At 69.1% G+C, this 14,197-nt stretch carries 13 protein-coding genes and 1 pseudogene; 9 read left to right on the plus strand and 5 right to left on the minus strand.

Annotated elements, in window-relative coordinates; all coding sequences use genetic code 11:
* Positions 1 to 5 precede the first annotated feature (5 nt).
* Both yjjX and NR810_RS34425 read right to left on the minus strand, forming a co-directional pair.
* Complete coding sequence (yjjX, locus tag NR810_RS34420) at positions 6 to 557, minus strand: inosine/xanthosine triphosphatase (RefSeq protein WP_257458717.1); 552 nt, start codon at positions 555 to 557, stop codon at positions 6 to 8.
* Between the two features lie 83 nt (positions 558 to 640).
* On the minus strand, positions 641 to 1,660 hold the full coding sequence (locus tag NR810_RS34425; RefSeq protein ID WP_257458718.1) for an NAD-dependent epimerase/dehydratase family protein: 1,020 nt from the start codon (positions 1,658 to 1,660) through the stop codon (positions 641 to 643).
* A gap of 76 nt (positions 1,661 to 1,736) precedes the next feature.
* Here NR810_RS34425 and pcnB point away from each other — a divergent pair, with 76 nt between their 5' ends.
* Positions 1,737 to 3,476, plus strand: coding sequence for a polynucleotide adenylyltransferase PcnB (pcnB, locus tag NR810_RS34430; protein WP_257458719.1), 1,740 nt, complete (start codon positions 1,737 to 1,739; stop codon positions 3,474 to 3,476).
* 101 nt (positions 3,477 to 3,577) lie between these two features.
* Here pcnB and NR810_RS34435 read toward each other — a convergent pair whose 3' ends face one another.
* Positions 3,578 to 4,789, minus strand: a complete 1,212-nt coding sequence (locus NR810_RS34435; RefSeq protein WP_257458720.1) for a DNA polymerase IV — start codon at positions 4,787 to 4,789, stop codon at positions 3,578 to 3,580.
* Positions 4,790 to 4,831: 42 nt separating this feature from the next.
* Between NR810_RS34435 and NR810_RS34440 the strand changes: the two genes are divergently transcribed.
* Positions 4,832 to 5,245, plus strand: a complete 414-nt coding sequence (locus NR810_RS34440) for a secondary thiamine-phosphate synthase enzyme YjbQ (RefSeq protein ID WP_257458722.1) — start codon at positions 4,832 to 4,834, stop codon at positions 5,243 to 5,245.
* A 12-nt stretch (positions 5,246 to 5,257) separates the two neighbouring features.
* On the opposite strand, the gene NR810_RS34445 is transcribed toward NR810_RS34440, so the two are convergent.
* Both NR810_RS34445 and NR810_RS34450 read right to left on the minus strand, forming a co-directional pair.
* The gene (locus tag NR810_RS34445) at positions 5,258 to 6,232 is read right to left on the minus strand and encodes an RluA family pseudouridine synthase (RefSeq protein ID WP_257458724.1); all 975 of its coding nucleotides are present in this window, start codon (positions 6,230 to 6,232) and stop codon (positions 5,258 to 5,260) included.
* Positions 6,229 to 7,407, minus strand: a complete 1,179-nt coding sequence (locus NR810_RS34450; protein ID WP_257458725.1) for a serine/threonine-protein kinase — start codon at positions 7,405 to 7,407, stop codon at positions 6,229 to 6,231. Before NR810_RS34450 ends, NR810_RS34445 begins: the two co-directional genes overlap by 4 nt.
* A 178-nt stretch (positions 7,408 to 7,585) precedes the next feature.
* On the opposite strand from NR810_RS34450, the pseudogene NR810_RS53055 reads away from it, so the two are divergent.
* From NR810_RS53055 to tsaB, 7 genes and pseudogenes are all read left to right on the plus strand, one after another.
* Positions 7,586 to 8,535 (plus strand): annotated as a pseudogene (locus NR810_RS53055) (serine/threonine protein kinase); the annotation flags it as partial.
* A 238-nt stretch (positions 8,536 to 8,773) separates the two neighbouring features.
* Positions 8,774 to 9,385: a PEGA domain-containing protein gene (locus NR810_RS53060; protein WP_456062037.1), complete on the plus strand. Its 612-nt coding sequence runs from the start codon at positions 8,774 to 8,776 to the stop codon at positions 9,383 to 9,385.
* Between the two features lie 225 nt (positions 9,386 to 9,610).
* Entirely contained in the window at positions 9,611 to 10,408 is a 798-nt protein-coding gene (locus NR810_RS34460) for an isoprenyl transferase (RefSeq protein ID WP_257458728.1), read from the plus strand.
* On the plus strand, positions 10,405 to 11,232 hold the full coding sequence (locus NR810_RS34465; RefSeq protein WP_257458729.1) for a phosphatidate cytidylyltransferase: 828 nt from the start codon (positions 10,405 to 10,407) through the stop codon (positions 11,230 to 11,232). The genes NR810_RS34460 and NR810_RS34465 overlap by 4 nt, the downstream gene beginning before the upstream one ends.
* An 82-nt stretch (positions 11,233 to 11,314) precedes the next feature.
* Positions 11,315 to 12,955, plus strand: a complete 1,641-nt coding sequence (gene rseP, locus NR810_RS34470) for an RIP metalloprotease RseP (RefSeq protein WP_257458730.1) — start codon at positions 11,315 to 11,317, stop codon at positions 12,953 to 12,955.
* A gap of 7 nt (positions 12,956 to 12,962) precedes the next feature.
* On the plus strand, positions 12,963 to 13,430 hold the full coding sequence (locus NR810_RS34475) for a septal ring lytic transglycosylase RlpA family protein (protein WP_257458731.1): 468 nt from the start codon (positions 12,963 to 12,965) through the stop codon (positions 13,428 to 13,430).
* Positions 13,431 to 13,439: 9 nt separating this feature from the next.
* The gene (gene tsaB / locus NR810_RS34480) at positions 13,440 to 14,174 is read left to right on the plus strand and encodes a tRNA (adenosine(37)-N6)-threonylcarbamoyltransferase complex dimerization subunit type 1 TsaB (RefSeq protein WP_257458732.1); all 735 of its coding nucleotides are present in this window, start codon (positions 13,440 to 13,442) and stop codon (positions 14,172 to 14,174) included.
* Positions 14,175 to 14,197: the final 23 nt, after the last annotated feature.

A 14,197-nucleotide genomic window follows, 5' to 3' on the forward strand; every position in this document is an offset into this window, starting at 1 on the left:
CGGTTTCAGGTCCCGGAGGCTTCGTCTGTCGCGGGTGCCCCGTAGAGCTCTGGATGCAGGAAGGGCATCAGCGCGCACGCCAGCGGGCCCTGCCACATCTCGGCCCGCGTGAAGAGCCCGTTGGTCAGGATTCCCACCGCCCCCAGCTTCTTCTTGCTCTCGTTGCGGCCCGACACCTGGTCCATCACCGGCCCCAGTTCCTCTCCCTTCAGCACCCGGGCGACCGCGACCGGGGGCAGGGGAAAGCGCACGCCCCAGGTGAGGTTCTCCCGGCCTCCGGCCTCCACCACGGCCACGCAGTTGATGAGGCTCCCGTCCGGATCCACTCCCCCTTCCAGCCCCATCCCCATCCGTGCCCCCTCCACGGCCTCGAGTGCGGCTCGTGCCCGGTTGCGCGCTCCCGTCGAGGTCTGGTCCGGGCCGATGGGTTGTTCCGGCACTCCGCTGGGGACGTCGATCGGGACCACCGTGCAGCCTGGAAAGGCCCGCTCACAGATGGTCTGGGCGGCCGTCGTCTTGGCCGGGTTCGTCGAGCCAATCGCGATGATGAAGGACATGGGTCTCGGTTTTCTTCACGGTTTGCGAACAGGGCGGCGGATACCCTCACCCTGGCCCTCTCCCAGAGGGAGAGGGGATTGATTCAACCTATGACTCCTCGGGGCGTCAGCGGTTGGTCTCTCGGGAGCATTCCTTCTTCCTGGAACCAGCGCAGCGCCTCCCGGATACCGAGCCTCACCGGTCTCGGGTGGTAGCCCAGCTCCCTCATCGCCTTCCCCGAGGAGTGGTACGCCGGCAATGGCAACGCTTGCAGGAATGCCGTGTTCACGTGCTGGAAGAGGTCCGGGGAGAGCCTTCCCACCACGTCTCCGAACCGTCCCGCTGCCTTCACCACCGCGTCCGGTAGGGGCACCGTCGGCGGTGGCACCCCCGCTTCTTCCGCGCAGAGGGTCAGGAATTCTCGGAAGGTCAGGTTCTCCCCACCCAGGATGTAGCGCTCCCCGGGACGGCCCTTCTCCATGACGAGTTGCAGCCCCCTCGCCACGTCCTGCGCGTTCACCACGTTGATGCCGCCGCTCGGGTACACCCGGATGATTCCCTTCGCCACCACCCGCAGCAGCTCCCCCGTGGACGGCCTCACGTCATACGGGCCGATGACGAAACCCGGATTGCCCGCCAGCACCTCCAGCGTCGGCCCCGAGGCCTCCAGCGCCAGGCGCTCGGCCTCCCGCTTGGACTCGTGATACGGGTTGTCCCCCTCGTAGTTGTAGAGGGTCTCCTCGGTCGCCGGCTCGGCCAGCGTCCCATGGCCCACCGCCGCCACGCTCGACACCACCACGACCCGCCGTACACCCGCCGCCCGTGCCGCATCCAGAACGTTTCGAGTCCCCTGGGCGTTGATGCGGGAGACGTCCTCCCGAGTAAAGGGATCGAACCGGACGATACCCGCCACGTGGTAGACCCGCTCCACCCCCTTCATCGCCCCCCGCAACGACTCCGTGTCCAGCACGTCGCCGAGCACCTCATCGTAGCTCAGCCCGCGCAGACCCCTCCGGTCGCTGCGCTCCCGGACGAGCAGACGGGGGCGCTCCCCCTGCCCACACAGCTGGTGGGCCAGGTTCGCCCCCACCAGCCCTGTTCCCCCCGTCAACAATGTCTTCATGTGCTACTCCCTCCCGGGAGGATGCGCTATAGGTCGTGCCCCTTAGATTCGCCCCCCACGGGGCGTCAACCGCGAGATGACGCGAGACTCCACTGACACACCGCCTGTCGGCGGACCCACGCTCCAGCCTGCGCCCGATGACGCGCGCGAGGCTGCTGTCTCCGAGGCCGAGTCCCTGGACTCCCTCGAGATGTTGCCGGTCCCCGAGCCCGCGGAGGAGACCCAATCCCCCATGTCCGCCCTGATGGAGACGCTTCCCCAGGACACCCTCTCCGAGTCCAACTCCGAGCTCTTCTCCCACTCCACCCCCTCCGGCGAACCCCCCGAGATCGACCCCGACAAGCTCGATCCCGATGCCCTCAAGGTCATCCATCGCCTCCACTCCCACGGCCATCAGGCCTACCTCGTGGGGGGATGTGTCAGAGACCTGCTCCTGGACCGTACGCCCAAGGACTTCGACATCGCCACCAGCGCCCACCCCGGCGAGGTGCGCGCCATCTTCCGCAACTGCCGCCTCATCGGCCGGCGCTTCCGCCTCGCTCACATCTACTTCAAGGGCGGGAAGATCATCGAGGTCTCCACCTTCCGCGCCAACCCCACCGAGCTCGACGCCTCCTCTCCCGAGAACGGCTCCGAGAACGGCGAGGAGGAGGGCTCCGAGACCGAGGAGTCCCAGGATCTCCTCATCACCCACGACAACGTCTTCGGCACCGCGGAGCAGGACGCCCGGCGCCGGGACTTCACCATGAACGGCCTCTTCTACGACGTCGCCGAGGGCCGGGTGATTGATTACGTGCGGGGCCGGCGCGACCTCGACGAGCGCTACATCCGCACCATCGGCGACCCGGAGATCCGCATGCGCGAGGATCCCGTCCGCATCCTCCGCGCCGTGCGCTTCTCCGCCAAGCTGGGCCTGGACATCGAGTCGCGCACCTACGCCGCCATGGAAGGCGCCGTCGAGGACCTGCCCCGCTGCGCCCCCGCCCGCCTCCTCGAGGAGACCTTCCGTCTCATCCGCGGTGGCGTGGCCGCCCCCTGCCTGAGGCTGCTCGCCGCCCTGGACGCGCTGAAGGTCCTGCTCCCGCCCGTGGCCGCCTACTTCAAGCAGTATGGCCGCCGCGGCCGGGACACCTTCTACGCCTACGTCGAGGCGCTCGACCGGCGTGTCTCCTCCGGCGAGCCGCTGGATGACGCCATCCTGCTCGCCGCCCTCCTGGTTCCCATCGCCCAGACCTCGCCCATCGTCGAGAGCCAGGACCCCGCCGGCCGCCCCTCCGTCGCCCAGTCCATCGAGGACCTCCTCGCCGAGTTCGTCCAGACCGCCCGTCTGCCTCGCCGCATCGCCGAGCGCTGCCGGCTCCTCCTCATCGCCCAGCGGACCCTCTCCGGCGAGCGCCGCCGCCGCACCGGCGCCTTCCGCCGTCATCCGCTGTTCAATGACGCGCTCATCGTCTTCGAAATCTCCGTCCAGGCCACCGGCCAGCACCGCGACGCGCTCGAGGCGTGGAAGCGCGGTGAGTTGCCTCCCCTCAAGTCCTCCGAGGGTTCCTCCGAGGGCGGTGAGGCTCCGCGCAAGCGGCGGCGGAGGCGGCGCCGCGGTGGCCGCAAGGTGACGGCAGGGGAGGGGGCGGCTGCCTCCGCTTCTGCCTCGGGCTCGGCCGAGGCCTCCTCAGGTGGGGCCGCTGGGGACTCGGGTGACTCCGATGACGCTGGTGAGGCCGGCGATGAGTCCGAGCTGGGGGATGAGTCCGGTGAGGATTCTGGCGGCGATTTCGACGCCGGGTCCGACTCGGATTCCGAGTCCGACGAGGGCTGACCCTCACCCCAGCCCTCTCCCAGGGGGAGAGGGGGCATTCACGGGTTCAACCTGGGACCCGCTTACCCTCACCCCCGTCCCCTCTCCCGGTGGGAGAGGGTTTAGTTGGGTCGCTTGGGTCTGCGGGGTCGTTCTGGATCCGGTTCCGCTTCGTCGTTCCCCGCGATGTCCGCCGTCGTCACCGCTTTTGTCCCGAAGCGCTCCGCGATCTTGTCCAGCGCCGCGTTCAGCTTGTCGCTTCGTTTCGGCTTCTCCGGCTCCGTGAAGAGTCCCAGTTGTCGCGGCTCTTCTCCCGTTCCCAGCTCCTGCATGGACACCCCGGTCAGTCGCACCGGTTTGTCCTCGTGCGCCTTCTCCAGCAGCTCCCTCGCCACCCGGTAGAGCGTTTGTCCGTCATCCGTTGGTGACGGCAGGGTGATTCGCCGTGTGATGAGCGTGAAGTCCGCGAACTTCAGCTTGAGCTGCACCACCCGTCCCTTCACGCCCGCCCGCCTCAGCCGGCGGCCCACTCGCAGCGCCTGCGAGTGGATGTGCGGGCTCAGCTCCTCCATCCCCGTCAGATCCTCGTCGAACGTGTCCTCCGCTCCCACGCTCTTCGCCTCGCGGTCCGGTACCACCTCCCGCGGATCGATCCCGTGTGCCAGTTCCCAGAGGTGACGTCCGCTCGGGCCCCACCGCGCCTCCATCCACGCCACGTCCCTCTTCGCCACGTCGCCGATCGTCTCCAACCCCTCGCGCTTCAGCGCCTCCTCCGTCTTCGGCCCCACTCCCCACAGCCTCCCCACGGGTAGCCCCGCCAGGAACGCCACCGTCTCCTCCGCCCGTACCTCCCGCTGGCCGTTCGGCTTCGCCACGTCCGAGGCGATCTTCGCCACGAACTTCACCGAGGCGATCCCCGCCGATGAGGGCAGCCCCGTCTCCGCCGTGATCTCCTTGCGGATCCGTCTCGCCATGTCCGCCGGCGCTCCGAACAGCCCCACCGACGCCGTCACGTCCAGGAACGCCTCGTCCAGCGACAGCGGCTCCACCAGCGGCGTGTACCGCTCGAAGATGGAGAACACCTGCTCGCTCGCCTCGCTGTACGCGCTGAATCGCGGCTTCACCACCAGCGCGCCCGGTGCCATCTTCATCGCCCGCGCCATCGGCATCGCGCTGCGCACCCCGTACTTGCGCACCTCGTACGATGCCGCCACCACCACCCCGCGCCGTGCGTCCCCGCCGACAATCAACGGCTTGCCCCGCAGCTCCGGGTTGTCCCGCTGCTCCACCGACGCATAGAAGGCGTCCATGTCCACGTGGATGATGGCTCGCATCGCTGGACTCACTGTAGTGGACCCCTCTGACGCTCACTCCTCATGAAGACCCTCACCGAATACCTCTCCTTCCACACCCGCGAACGCCGTGAGCTCGTCCGCATCACCGACACCGTCGCCGAGCTCGTCCGCAAGAGTGGCATCCAGGAAGGCATGGTGCTCGTCTCCGCCATGCACATCACCGCCGGTGTCTTCGTCAATGATGACGAGTCCGGTCTCCACGAGGACATCTGGGAGTGGTTGCAGCACCTCGCTCCCCACGGGCCCGACTACCGCCACCACCGCACCGGCGAGGACAATGGGGACGCCCACCTCAAGTCCCTCCTCGTCCACCACCAGGTCATCCTCCCCGTCACCGCCGGGAAGCTCGACCTCGGTCCCTGGCAGCAGCTGTTCTACGCCGAGTTCGATGGTCAACGGCGCAAGCGCGTGGTCATCAAGGTCATGGGCGAGTAGGGCCCTCGGGGTTCATCCCGGGGCCCGCGTACCCTCACCCCGGCCCTCTCCCGAAGGGAGAGGGAGGGCGTGGTGCTCGAGGACATCCCGGAGCTCCTGGGGCAGCGGGCTTTCCACTCGCAACCGCTGCTTCGTCACCGGATGCGTCAGCCCCAGTGCCTTCGCGTGCAGGAAGAAGCGGCTCAGGCCGGCTTCCTCCCGCCCTCCGTACAGCGTGTCTCCCACGATGGGCGCTCCCACCGCCGCCAGGTGGGCTCGTACCTGGTGCAGCACCCCCGTGGAGATTCGTACCTCCACCAGGCTGTACTCCCCCGCGCGCTCCAGCACCCGGAACTCCGAGTGCGCATCCCTCGCTCCCTCTCCTCCGTCCAGCGCGGGTTCCACCCGATCCGGATGTCTCGGGTGGTGGCGCAACGGCAGGTCGATTTCACCCTCGTCCGCCAGCGGCCCCGTCACCAACGCCCAGTAGCGCTTGTCCACCTCGCGCCCGCCGAACGCCTCGCGCACCGCGGTCCACGCCTCGCGCGTGCGCGCCGCCACCATCACCCCGGACGTCTCGATGTCCAGCCGGTGACACAGCCCTCCCTCGCGCTCGTCCTCCGACGCCTCCGCGCACTCCGGGTAGCGCGCGATCAGCGCGTTGGCCACCGTGCCCGTCTCCCCCGGCTGTAGCGGGTGCGAGGGCTTGCCCGCGGGCTTGTCCACGAACACCAGCGACTCGTCCGTGTGCAGCAACCCCAGCGGCGCCTCCGGCTCCGGCACCACCTCGCGCCGCTCCTCCGGTACCACCACGGTGATCCGCTGCCCCACCGCCACCAGCAGGCCCTTCTTCGCCGCACGGCCGTCCACCTTCACCGCGCCCGACTCGAAGAGCTTCTTCAGCTTCGCCCTCGACAGCCCCAGCGCCTCTCCGATGAAGAGGTCCACTCGCTGCCCCGCCTTGCCTGCCTCCACCACCAGCGTGTGCGTCGTCCCTGTCGTGCTCACTCGGAGAGTGCCTCGTACACTTCCTCCGCCGTCTGGAACCGGTCGTCCGGTTCCTTCCGGATGAGGCGATGGGCCACCCGGGCCAGCTGCGCATCTCCCCTCTGGTTGATGGCCAACAGTGGCGGGGGCTCGGTTTCCAGCACCTTGTGCCACAAGTCCACCGGTGACTTCGCGTCAAAAGGCGGCCGGCCGGTCATCAGCTCGTAGATGATGACACCCAGGCTGTAGAGATCCGCCCTCCCGTCCAGCGGCTCCCCCAATATCTGCTCCGGCGGCATGTAGCGGAACGTCCCCACCATGCGCCCGTCCAGCGTCATCCCCGCGTCGTCCGCCAGGAACTTCGCCAGCCCGAAGTCCATCAGCCGCACCTGCCGGTCCTCGTCCACCATCACGTTGGACGGCTTCAGGTCCCGGTGCACCAGCCCGTGCGCGTGGATGTAGGCCAGCGCCTCGCACACCTGCAGCATCGCGTCCTTGAGCCGGCCCACCCGCTCCGGCCGGTTCAGCTCCTCCAGCCGCGCCGCCGGCTCGCGCTTCACCGGCTCCGTCCCCGGCTCCGGCACGTCGTACGGCAGCTCGAAGTCCAACGGATCCACCTCGTCCGAGTCCGAGCCCAGCCATGGATCCATCGGCACCGGCAACACCGCCGCCGAGCCGGAGGTCCCGAAGCGCATGCCGCCCATCTCCTCGCTCGGGGCCTCCTCGGCGAAGGCCGACAGGTCGAAGGGCAGGGGCCTCACCTCGCCCGACTCCAGCTCCCGGCCCGAGATCGCCTCCCTGGAGGCCGTCCCTCCAGAGGAGGTCGGCCCTCCGGACCGCCGGAACAGCCCCGAGCCCGAGGACCCGCTCACGGACGACAGCAGCTCCTCGCCCCTCAGCGACAGGTAGTCCCGCAGTGTCAGCCCCTCGATGAGCTCCATGACCAGGAACGGCGAGCTCTGGAAGACACCGGTGTCGTAAACCTTCACCACATTGGGGTGGGACAGATCCGCCAGCGTCTCGAACTCCCGCACCAGCCGCCGGGCCGCCCGGGAATCCATGGCCGGGCCGCCCGTGAGCAGCTTCAGGGCCACCGGATCGTTCGTACGGCTGTCAAGGGCCCGATAGACGGTCCCGATGCCACCACTTCCAAGCGTCTCGAGGACGCGATAGGGACCGATGACTTTGGGACGCATCAAGTCAGAGATCCTAGATACCCTGTCGCGTCGGGGTCAAACTCCCTCCAGACGGAGGGGGGTGTCGGACAGTCGGCTCCGGCTATGATGCGCGCCCGAATCCCTGCCCTGTCAGAGGAAGTTGCCCTTGAGTCACGTCGGCAAGTACCAGCTCATCAGCAAGCTCGCCACCGGAGGCATGGCCGAGGTGTTCCTCGCCAAGGCCGCCGGTCCCATGGGGTTCGAGAAGAAGCTCGTACTCAAGCAGATCCTCCCTCACCTGGCAGAGGATCCCCAGTTCGTGGAGATGTTCCTGGGCGAGGCGAAGCTGGCCGCACAGCTCAACCACCCCAACATCGTCCAGATCTTCGACTTCGGTGAGTCCGAGGGCGCCTATTACCTGGCGATGGAGTACATCGACGGGCCGAACCTGCGCATCCTGTCCAAGCGCGCGCGCGCCGCCGGGGTGCCGCTGCCGCCCGCCTACTGCGCGAAGATCATCGCCTCGGCGTGCGAGGGCTTGGCCTTCGCCCATGACTTCCTGGACCCGGAGACCGGCGAGTCGATGGGCCTCATCCACCGCGACATCAGCCCCGACAACATCCTGCTGTCGCGCCAGGGCGCGGTGAAGGTGGTGGACTTCGGCATCGCCAAGGTCGCCAACCAGAGCCACAAGACGCAGACGGGCCTCATCAAGGGGAAGATCGCCTACATGCCGCCGGAGCAGATCCAGGCCCGGCCGCTGGACCAGCGCGTGGACGTGTACGCGCTCGGCGTCGTCCTCTACGAGCTGCTCACCGGGCAGAAGCCGTTCGATGCCACCACCGACGTGAGCATGATGCAGGCCATCCTCTTCGAGCCGCTCGTGCCCGCGGTGTCGCGCCGGCCGGACCTGCCGCGTGCCATGACCCAGATCCTGGAGCGCGCTCTCTCCAAGGTGCGCGAGCACCGCTACCCGGACTGCCGCGCCTTCCAGGCCGACCTGGAGCACTTCATCCTCTCCACCGGGGAGCCGGTGGGCGCCTATCAGCTGTCGCAGCTCGTGGCCCAGCTGTCCGGTGACAACGCGGGACCCGGAGCCGCGCCCTCTCCCGGCAGCGGTCCCAAGAGCCGTCCCGGCAACGGCTCGCGCGCGCTCTCCGTCGAGCCCAGCTCCCAGGCTTCTTCGCACCGATCGAACGGCGGTACCCGGGCCGCTCCCGCGAATCCAAGCCGTGTCGTCGACAACGGGACGCGCGTCGCCCAGAGCGGGGACGAGCCGGACACGATCCGCTCGGAGCCGGTGCCTCCCGCCACGCTCATCTCCTCCAGCAGGCCCGCCGCGACCGCGGCCGGCCCCGAAGCGGAGGACGTCACGCTCGCCCTCCCCAAGCGCCGCACGGGTCTGATGCTCGGGCTCGGGGGCCTCGCGCTGCTCGTCGCGGGAGGGGCGATCGTGTTCCTCCGCGGTGGCTCCGAGCCGCAGCCGCCGCCCCCCGCTCCCATCATCGTCACCTCGAAGCCCGCTCCGAAGCCCGTGACGCCCCCCTCGACGGAGGAGACCCCTCAGGGCGCGGGAGCGGCGACCCCTTCCACGGAAACGCCGCCGGCGGTGGCCCCCACGGACCCCGCGACCCAGCCGGGAGCCCAGGCCGTGGCGGAGAACCAGCCCTCCAAGGAGGAGCCCGCCGCCGGGGAGACGGCGCCAAAACCGGCTCCGGTGAAGAGTCCAGTGAAGCCTTCCCGGCCCAAGGGGACTGCCGTGGCCCGCGCGGAGCCCGTGTCGCCCCGGCGCGCAACCGTGGAGAAGGCCTTGCTGGAGTTCCGCATCCGGCCCTACGCCATCGTGGTGCTCGATGGGAGGCAGCTCGGCCAGACCCCCCTGGCTCCCGCCGAGGTCGAGGTGGGCATGCACACCGTGAAGCTCATCAACAAGGACCTCGGCAAGGAGATCACCCGTACCTACGAGGTGAAGGCCGGCCAGCCCAACATCTTCAAACACAACCTGCTCGAGGACTGACGCCCGCTCCTATTCCAACTCCTCATGGAGTCGCGTAGCCGGGACGAGGTAGGTTTGAAACTCACTGCCTTGCCGGCGAGCAGGCGGATGACAAGGGCTGGTGGGGTGAGCGGGCATCGCCGGGGCCGTTCCACCCCATGCGGCGACCGCTCGGGTGGGTGGGACGACCGCTCCTGCACGCGCCCGTGGACGTATCACGGTGGGGCCTCTATCTTGCGCAGCCTCATGGAACGCCCTGCGTCACCTCCTTCCCTCACTGCCCTCGAGCGACTCGTCCAGGAACGGCCCCTGCCGCGCCACGTGGGTATCATCATGGACGGTAATGGTCGTTGGGCAGAGATGCGCGGCCTGCCTCGGGTGGAGGGGCACCGCGAGGGCTCCACCAGCGTGCGCGAGGTGACGCGCTGCGCCCGCCGTGTCGGCGTGGAGGCCCTCACCCTCTATGCCTTCTCCTCGCAGAACTGGGCCCGTCCCGCCGAGGAGGTGGCCGCGCTCATGGACCTGCTGCGCGAGTACCTCGAGAGCGAGCGCGCGGAGATCCTCGAGAACGGCATCCGGCTCAACGCCATCGGCGAGGTGGACAAGCTGCCGCGCTTCGTGAAGGAGCCGTTGGACAGGCTGCGGGCGGACTCGGCGCACAACAAGGGCATGGTGCTGACGCTGGCGCTGTCCTATGGCGGACGCGAGGAGCTGGTGCAGGCCGCGCGCCGCGTGGCCGAGGCCGCCAGCAAGGGCGAGCTGTCGCCCGGGCAGCTGGATACCAAGGCCTTCGAGTCCTTCCTCTGGACGCATGACCTGCCGCAGGTGGACCTGGTGGTCCGCACCAGCGGCGAGCAGCGCATCTCCAACTTCCTCCTCTGGCAGCTGGCGTACGCGGAGCTGTGCTTCAGCGACGTCCTCTGGCCGGACTTCCGGACCGAAGCCTTCCTGCGCTGCCTGGCGCAGTACCAGCAACGTGAGCGGCGCTTCGGCCTCACCTCCGCGCAAATCAAGCGGGAGGACTCCCAGCGGGCCAAGGCGTGAACGAGAAGAACAAGAACCTCGTCATCCGAATCGTCTCGGCGGTGATTCTGCTGCCGGTCGTCGTCTTCCTGCTGTTCAAGGGAGGCGCGTACAGCGCGGGTCTGCTGGCCGTGGCCGCGGCCATCTGCGCCAGTGAGTACTACACCATCACCCAGAAGACGCTGTCTCCGGCGGCCTGGGTGGGCGTCGTGCTCGCGGGCGTGTTGCCCTTCCTGCCCCTGCGGCACCCGGAGCGCACGGGCGAGGGGGCCTTCTGGGTGACGGCCTTCTTCCTCTTCTTCGCCTTCACCTACCACCTCATCCGGGGTCCGCTGCAGGAGGCGCCCACGCGGGTGTCCCACCTGGTGACGGGCTTCCTGTATGGCTCGGTGGGAATGACGGCCCTGTCCGCGGTGCGGCTGATGCCGGACGGGCTGGCCTGGGTCATCGCCGCGCTCGTCATCACCTGGGCCAACGACACCGCCGCCTACTTCGCTGGCCGCTTCCTGGGCCGGCACAAGCTGTACCCCGCGGTGAGCCCCAACAAGACCTGGGAGGGCTTCGCGGGCGGCCTGGTGGGCTCGGTGGGCGGCATGTTCATCGCCCGGGCCTTCTTCTTTCCAGTCTTCACCATGGCTGACTGCCTGCTGCTCGGCCTCTTTGGCGGCATCCTCGGGCCTATCGGGGACCTGTGCGAGTCCATGCTCAAGCGGGCCTACGGGGTGAAGGATTCCGGCCGTGTCATCCCCGGGCACGGGGGCATCCTGGACCGCGTCGACGCGCTGCTCTTCAACGCGCCCCTGGTGTTCGTCTACATCACCTTCGTGCGCGGCCTGCTCTCGTAACGGCCGACGATTGTCCGGTTGGTTGGACTGCCGGCCTCGAAGCGCATTGTCCGGCATGGGTCCCACGGTTACTGTTGGCACCATGCTTCAAGGTCCCGGTCTATTCATCCTGCTTCTCGGTGTGCTCATCACCGTCCATGAGCTGGGCCACTTCCTCGTGGCCAAGGCCTGCGGCGTGAAGGTGCTCCGCTTCTCCATCGGGTTCGGGCCGAGGCTGTTCGGTTTCACGAAGGGGGAGACGGAGTACCAGGTGGCCATCCTGCCCCTGGGCGGCTACGTGAAGATGGCAGGGGACTCGCCCCACGAGGAGCTGGCCCCCGAGGACGCCAATCGTGGCTTTCTGAACGCCGCGCCCTGGAAGCGCGCCCTCATCGTGGCGGCCGGGCCGTTCTTCAACCTGGTCTTCCCCGTCCTCATCTACTTCTTCGTCTTCGTCGGGGCGCACGAGGCCATCTCCACCAAGGTGGGATTCGTGGACCCGGCCATGCCCGCGGCGACCGCCGGCATCCGTCCGGGAGATCGGATCATCGCCGTGGATGGTGAGAAGGTGCGCACCTTCGACGAGCTGCGCGAGACCTTCGTCGGCCGCTTCGAGCGCCCCATCCCCATCACCGTCGAGCGCGATGGCAAGCAGTCCATCGTCGAGGTGACGCCGCGCAAGGTCACCGACTCCAACGGCATCGACCCGGTGGAGCGGGGGCAGATTGGCATCCAGTACGCCCGCAAGCCCGCGGTGCTGGGCGTGCCGCCGGGTTCTCCCGCCGCCCAGGCCGGGTTGAAGACCTTCGACCGCGTCCTGTCCATCAACGGGGTGAGCATCCCGGACGAGGCCGCCCTCCACGAGCAGCTGGCGAAGCAGGAGGGGCCGCTGGCGGTCTCCGTCCAGCGCATGCAGCCGGTGGTGGCCGGTGCGGTGACGGGGAGCGCGCCGTCCGTCGTCCAGGTGACGGTGCCGAAGCAGCCGGGCAATGACGGGTTCACGGCCCTGGGCGCGGAGTCCTCGGATCTCTACGTGGTCTCCGTCAACCCCGGCAGCGTGGCGGACAAGGCCGGCATCCGCGCGGGGGACCGGCTCGTCTCCTTCAACGGTCAGCCGCTGCGCTCCTTCACCGTGCTGCTGGCGGAGCTCAGCAACCTGAAGGACCAGCCCTTCCAGCTCACCTGGCGCTCGGCGGATGGGCAGGAGCAGACGCAGAAGCTCGCGCAGGCGCCCTACAACACCCGGAGTGAGTTCTCCCAGGAGGCCCGGCTCGAGCTGGGCGTGGACCCCTGGTACCCCTCCTCGGCGGAGATCCTGCCCGTGGACATGGTGACGGTGGAGGTCAGCCCCGGAGACGCGTTGCTCCAGGCCGCCACCGTCGTGCCCCGCATCGTCGGGCAGATGGTGACGGTGCTCGGCCGCATCGCGACCAACCAGATGTCCACGAAGACGCTGGGCGGGCCGGTGATGATGTACCAGCTGGCGTCCAAGAGCGCGGAGCAGGGGTGGGAGAGCTTCTTCCACCTGATGGCCGTCATCTCCATCAACCTGGGGGTGATGAACCTGCTGCCCATCCCCATCCTCGACGGCTTCCACCTGCTGTCCGCCTTCTGGGAAGGCATCCGCCGCCGCCCCATTCCGGTGCGCGTGCGCGAGGTGGCCAACGTCGTCGGCCTCATCCTCCTGGCGGCGCTGATGGTGATGGCCTTCTACAACGACATCAACCGGCTCATCTTCGGGTAGGGGTGCGATGCGGCGGCTGCTCTTGGGCGTGACGGTGGGGGTGGGGGTCCTGGTGGGTTGCGCGCCGCGCGCCACCCGGCCAACCCCCTCCGAGGATCGGGAAGTGGTGCGGCCGGAGAAGCAACCTCCGCCGCGGGCGTACCTGGAAGAGGGCGTCGCCTCGTATTACGGCCCGGGCCTGGTCGGCCGGCCCACCGCCAGCGGCGAGAAGCTGGACCTCAAGGCCTTCACCGCCGCGCACCGCAAGCTGCCCTTCGGCACGTGCCTGCGCGTGGTGAACATGGAGAACGGGCGCTCGGTGCAGGTGCGCGTCAATGACCGGGGGCCCTTCGTCCAGGGGCGCGTGGTGGACGTGTCGCTCGCCGCCGCGAAGCAGCTCGACATGCTGCAGAAGGGGCTGGCCCGGGTGCGCCTCTACCGCTGCGCGGAGCGCACTTCCTACCTCTTCATCCCCTTCGGGCCGCTGGCGGGGTAGAAGCCTCGCATGTTCCTCGCGCTCGATACCTCCACCCTCACACTGTCCCTGGCCCTCGTGGAGCGGGAAGGGGAGGGCGTGCGCGTCCTCGAGCACGTGGTGGTGGGGCCGCCGAAGAAGCAGAGCGAGGTGCTGCCCGGCATCGTCGGCGAGGTGCTCGCGCGGCACGGGGTGGCGCTGAAGTCCCTGGAGGGGCTGGCCATCGGCCTGGGTCCGGGCTCCTTCACCGGCCTGCGCATCGGCCTGTCCTGCGTGAAGGGGCTCGCGTACGCGGCGGGCCTCAACGTGGCCGGGGCGTCGTCGCTCGCGGCCGTGGCCCTGGAAGGCCCCGAGGGTCCGCCCCTCTTCGCCCTCGCGGTGGCGCGCAAGGATGACCTGTACCTGGGGCGCTACCGGCGCGTGGGCCAGCGCGTGGAGGCGCTGGGGCCCGAGGAGGCCATGAGTCCGGAGGAGGTGGCCGCGCGCATGGCCGCCGAGCCCGAGGCGCTCGCGCTGGGTCCCGCCCTGACCGACTACCGCGCGGCCCTGGAGGCCCACGGCGTGGCGCCCTCACGGCTGCTGCACGCGCCCGACTTCCCCTCGGCGGTGGCGCTGGCGCACCTGGTGCGCTTCCCCGAGCAGCGCTCGCTGGAGGCGCTCTTCGCCCTGGAGCCGCACTACGTCCGGGCTTCCGAGCCCGAGCGCAACCCCAAGTTCCCCCCGCTGCCCGGGCCTCCTCCCACCGCTCGCCTCAAGGAAGACTGAGGCCCGCTTCCGGTGGGGTGGGG

The sequence above is a fragment of the Archangium lipolyticum genome (assembly GCF_024623785.1).
GTDB classification, from domain to species: Bacteria; Myxococcota; Myxococcia; order Myxococcales; family Myxococcaceae; genus Archangium; species Archangium lipolyticum.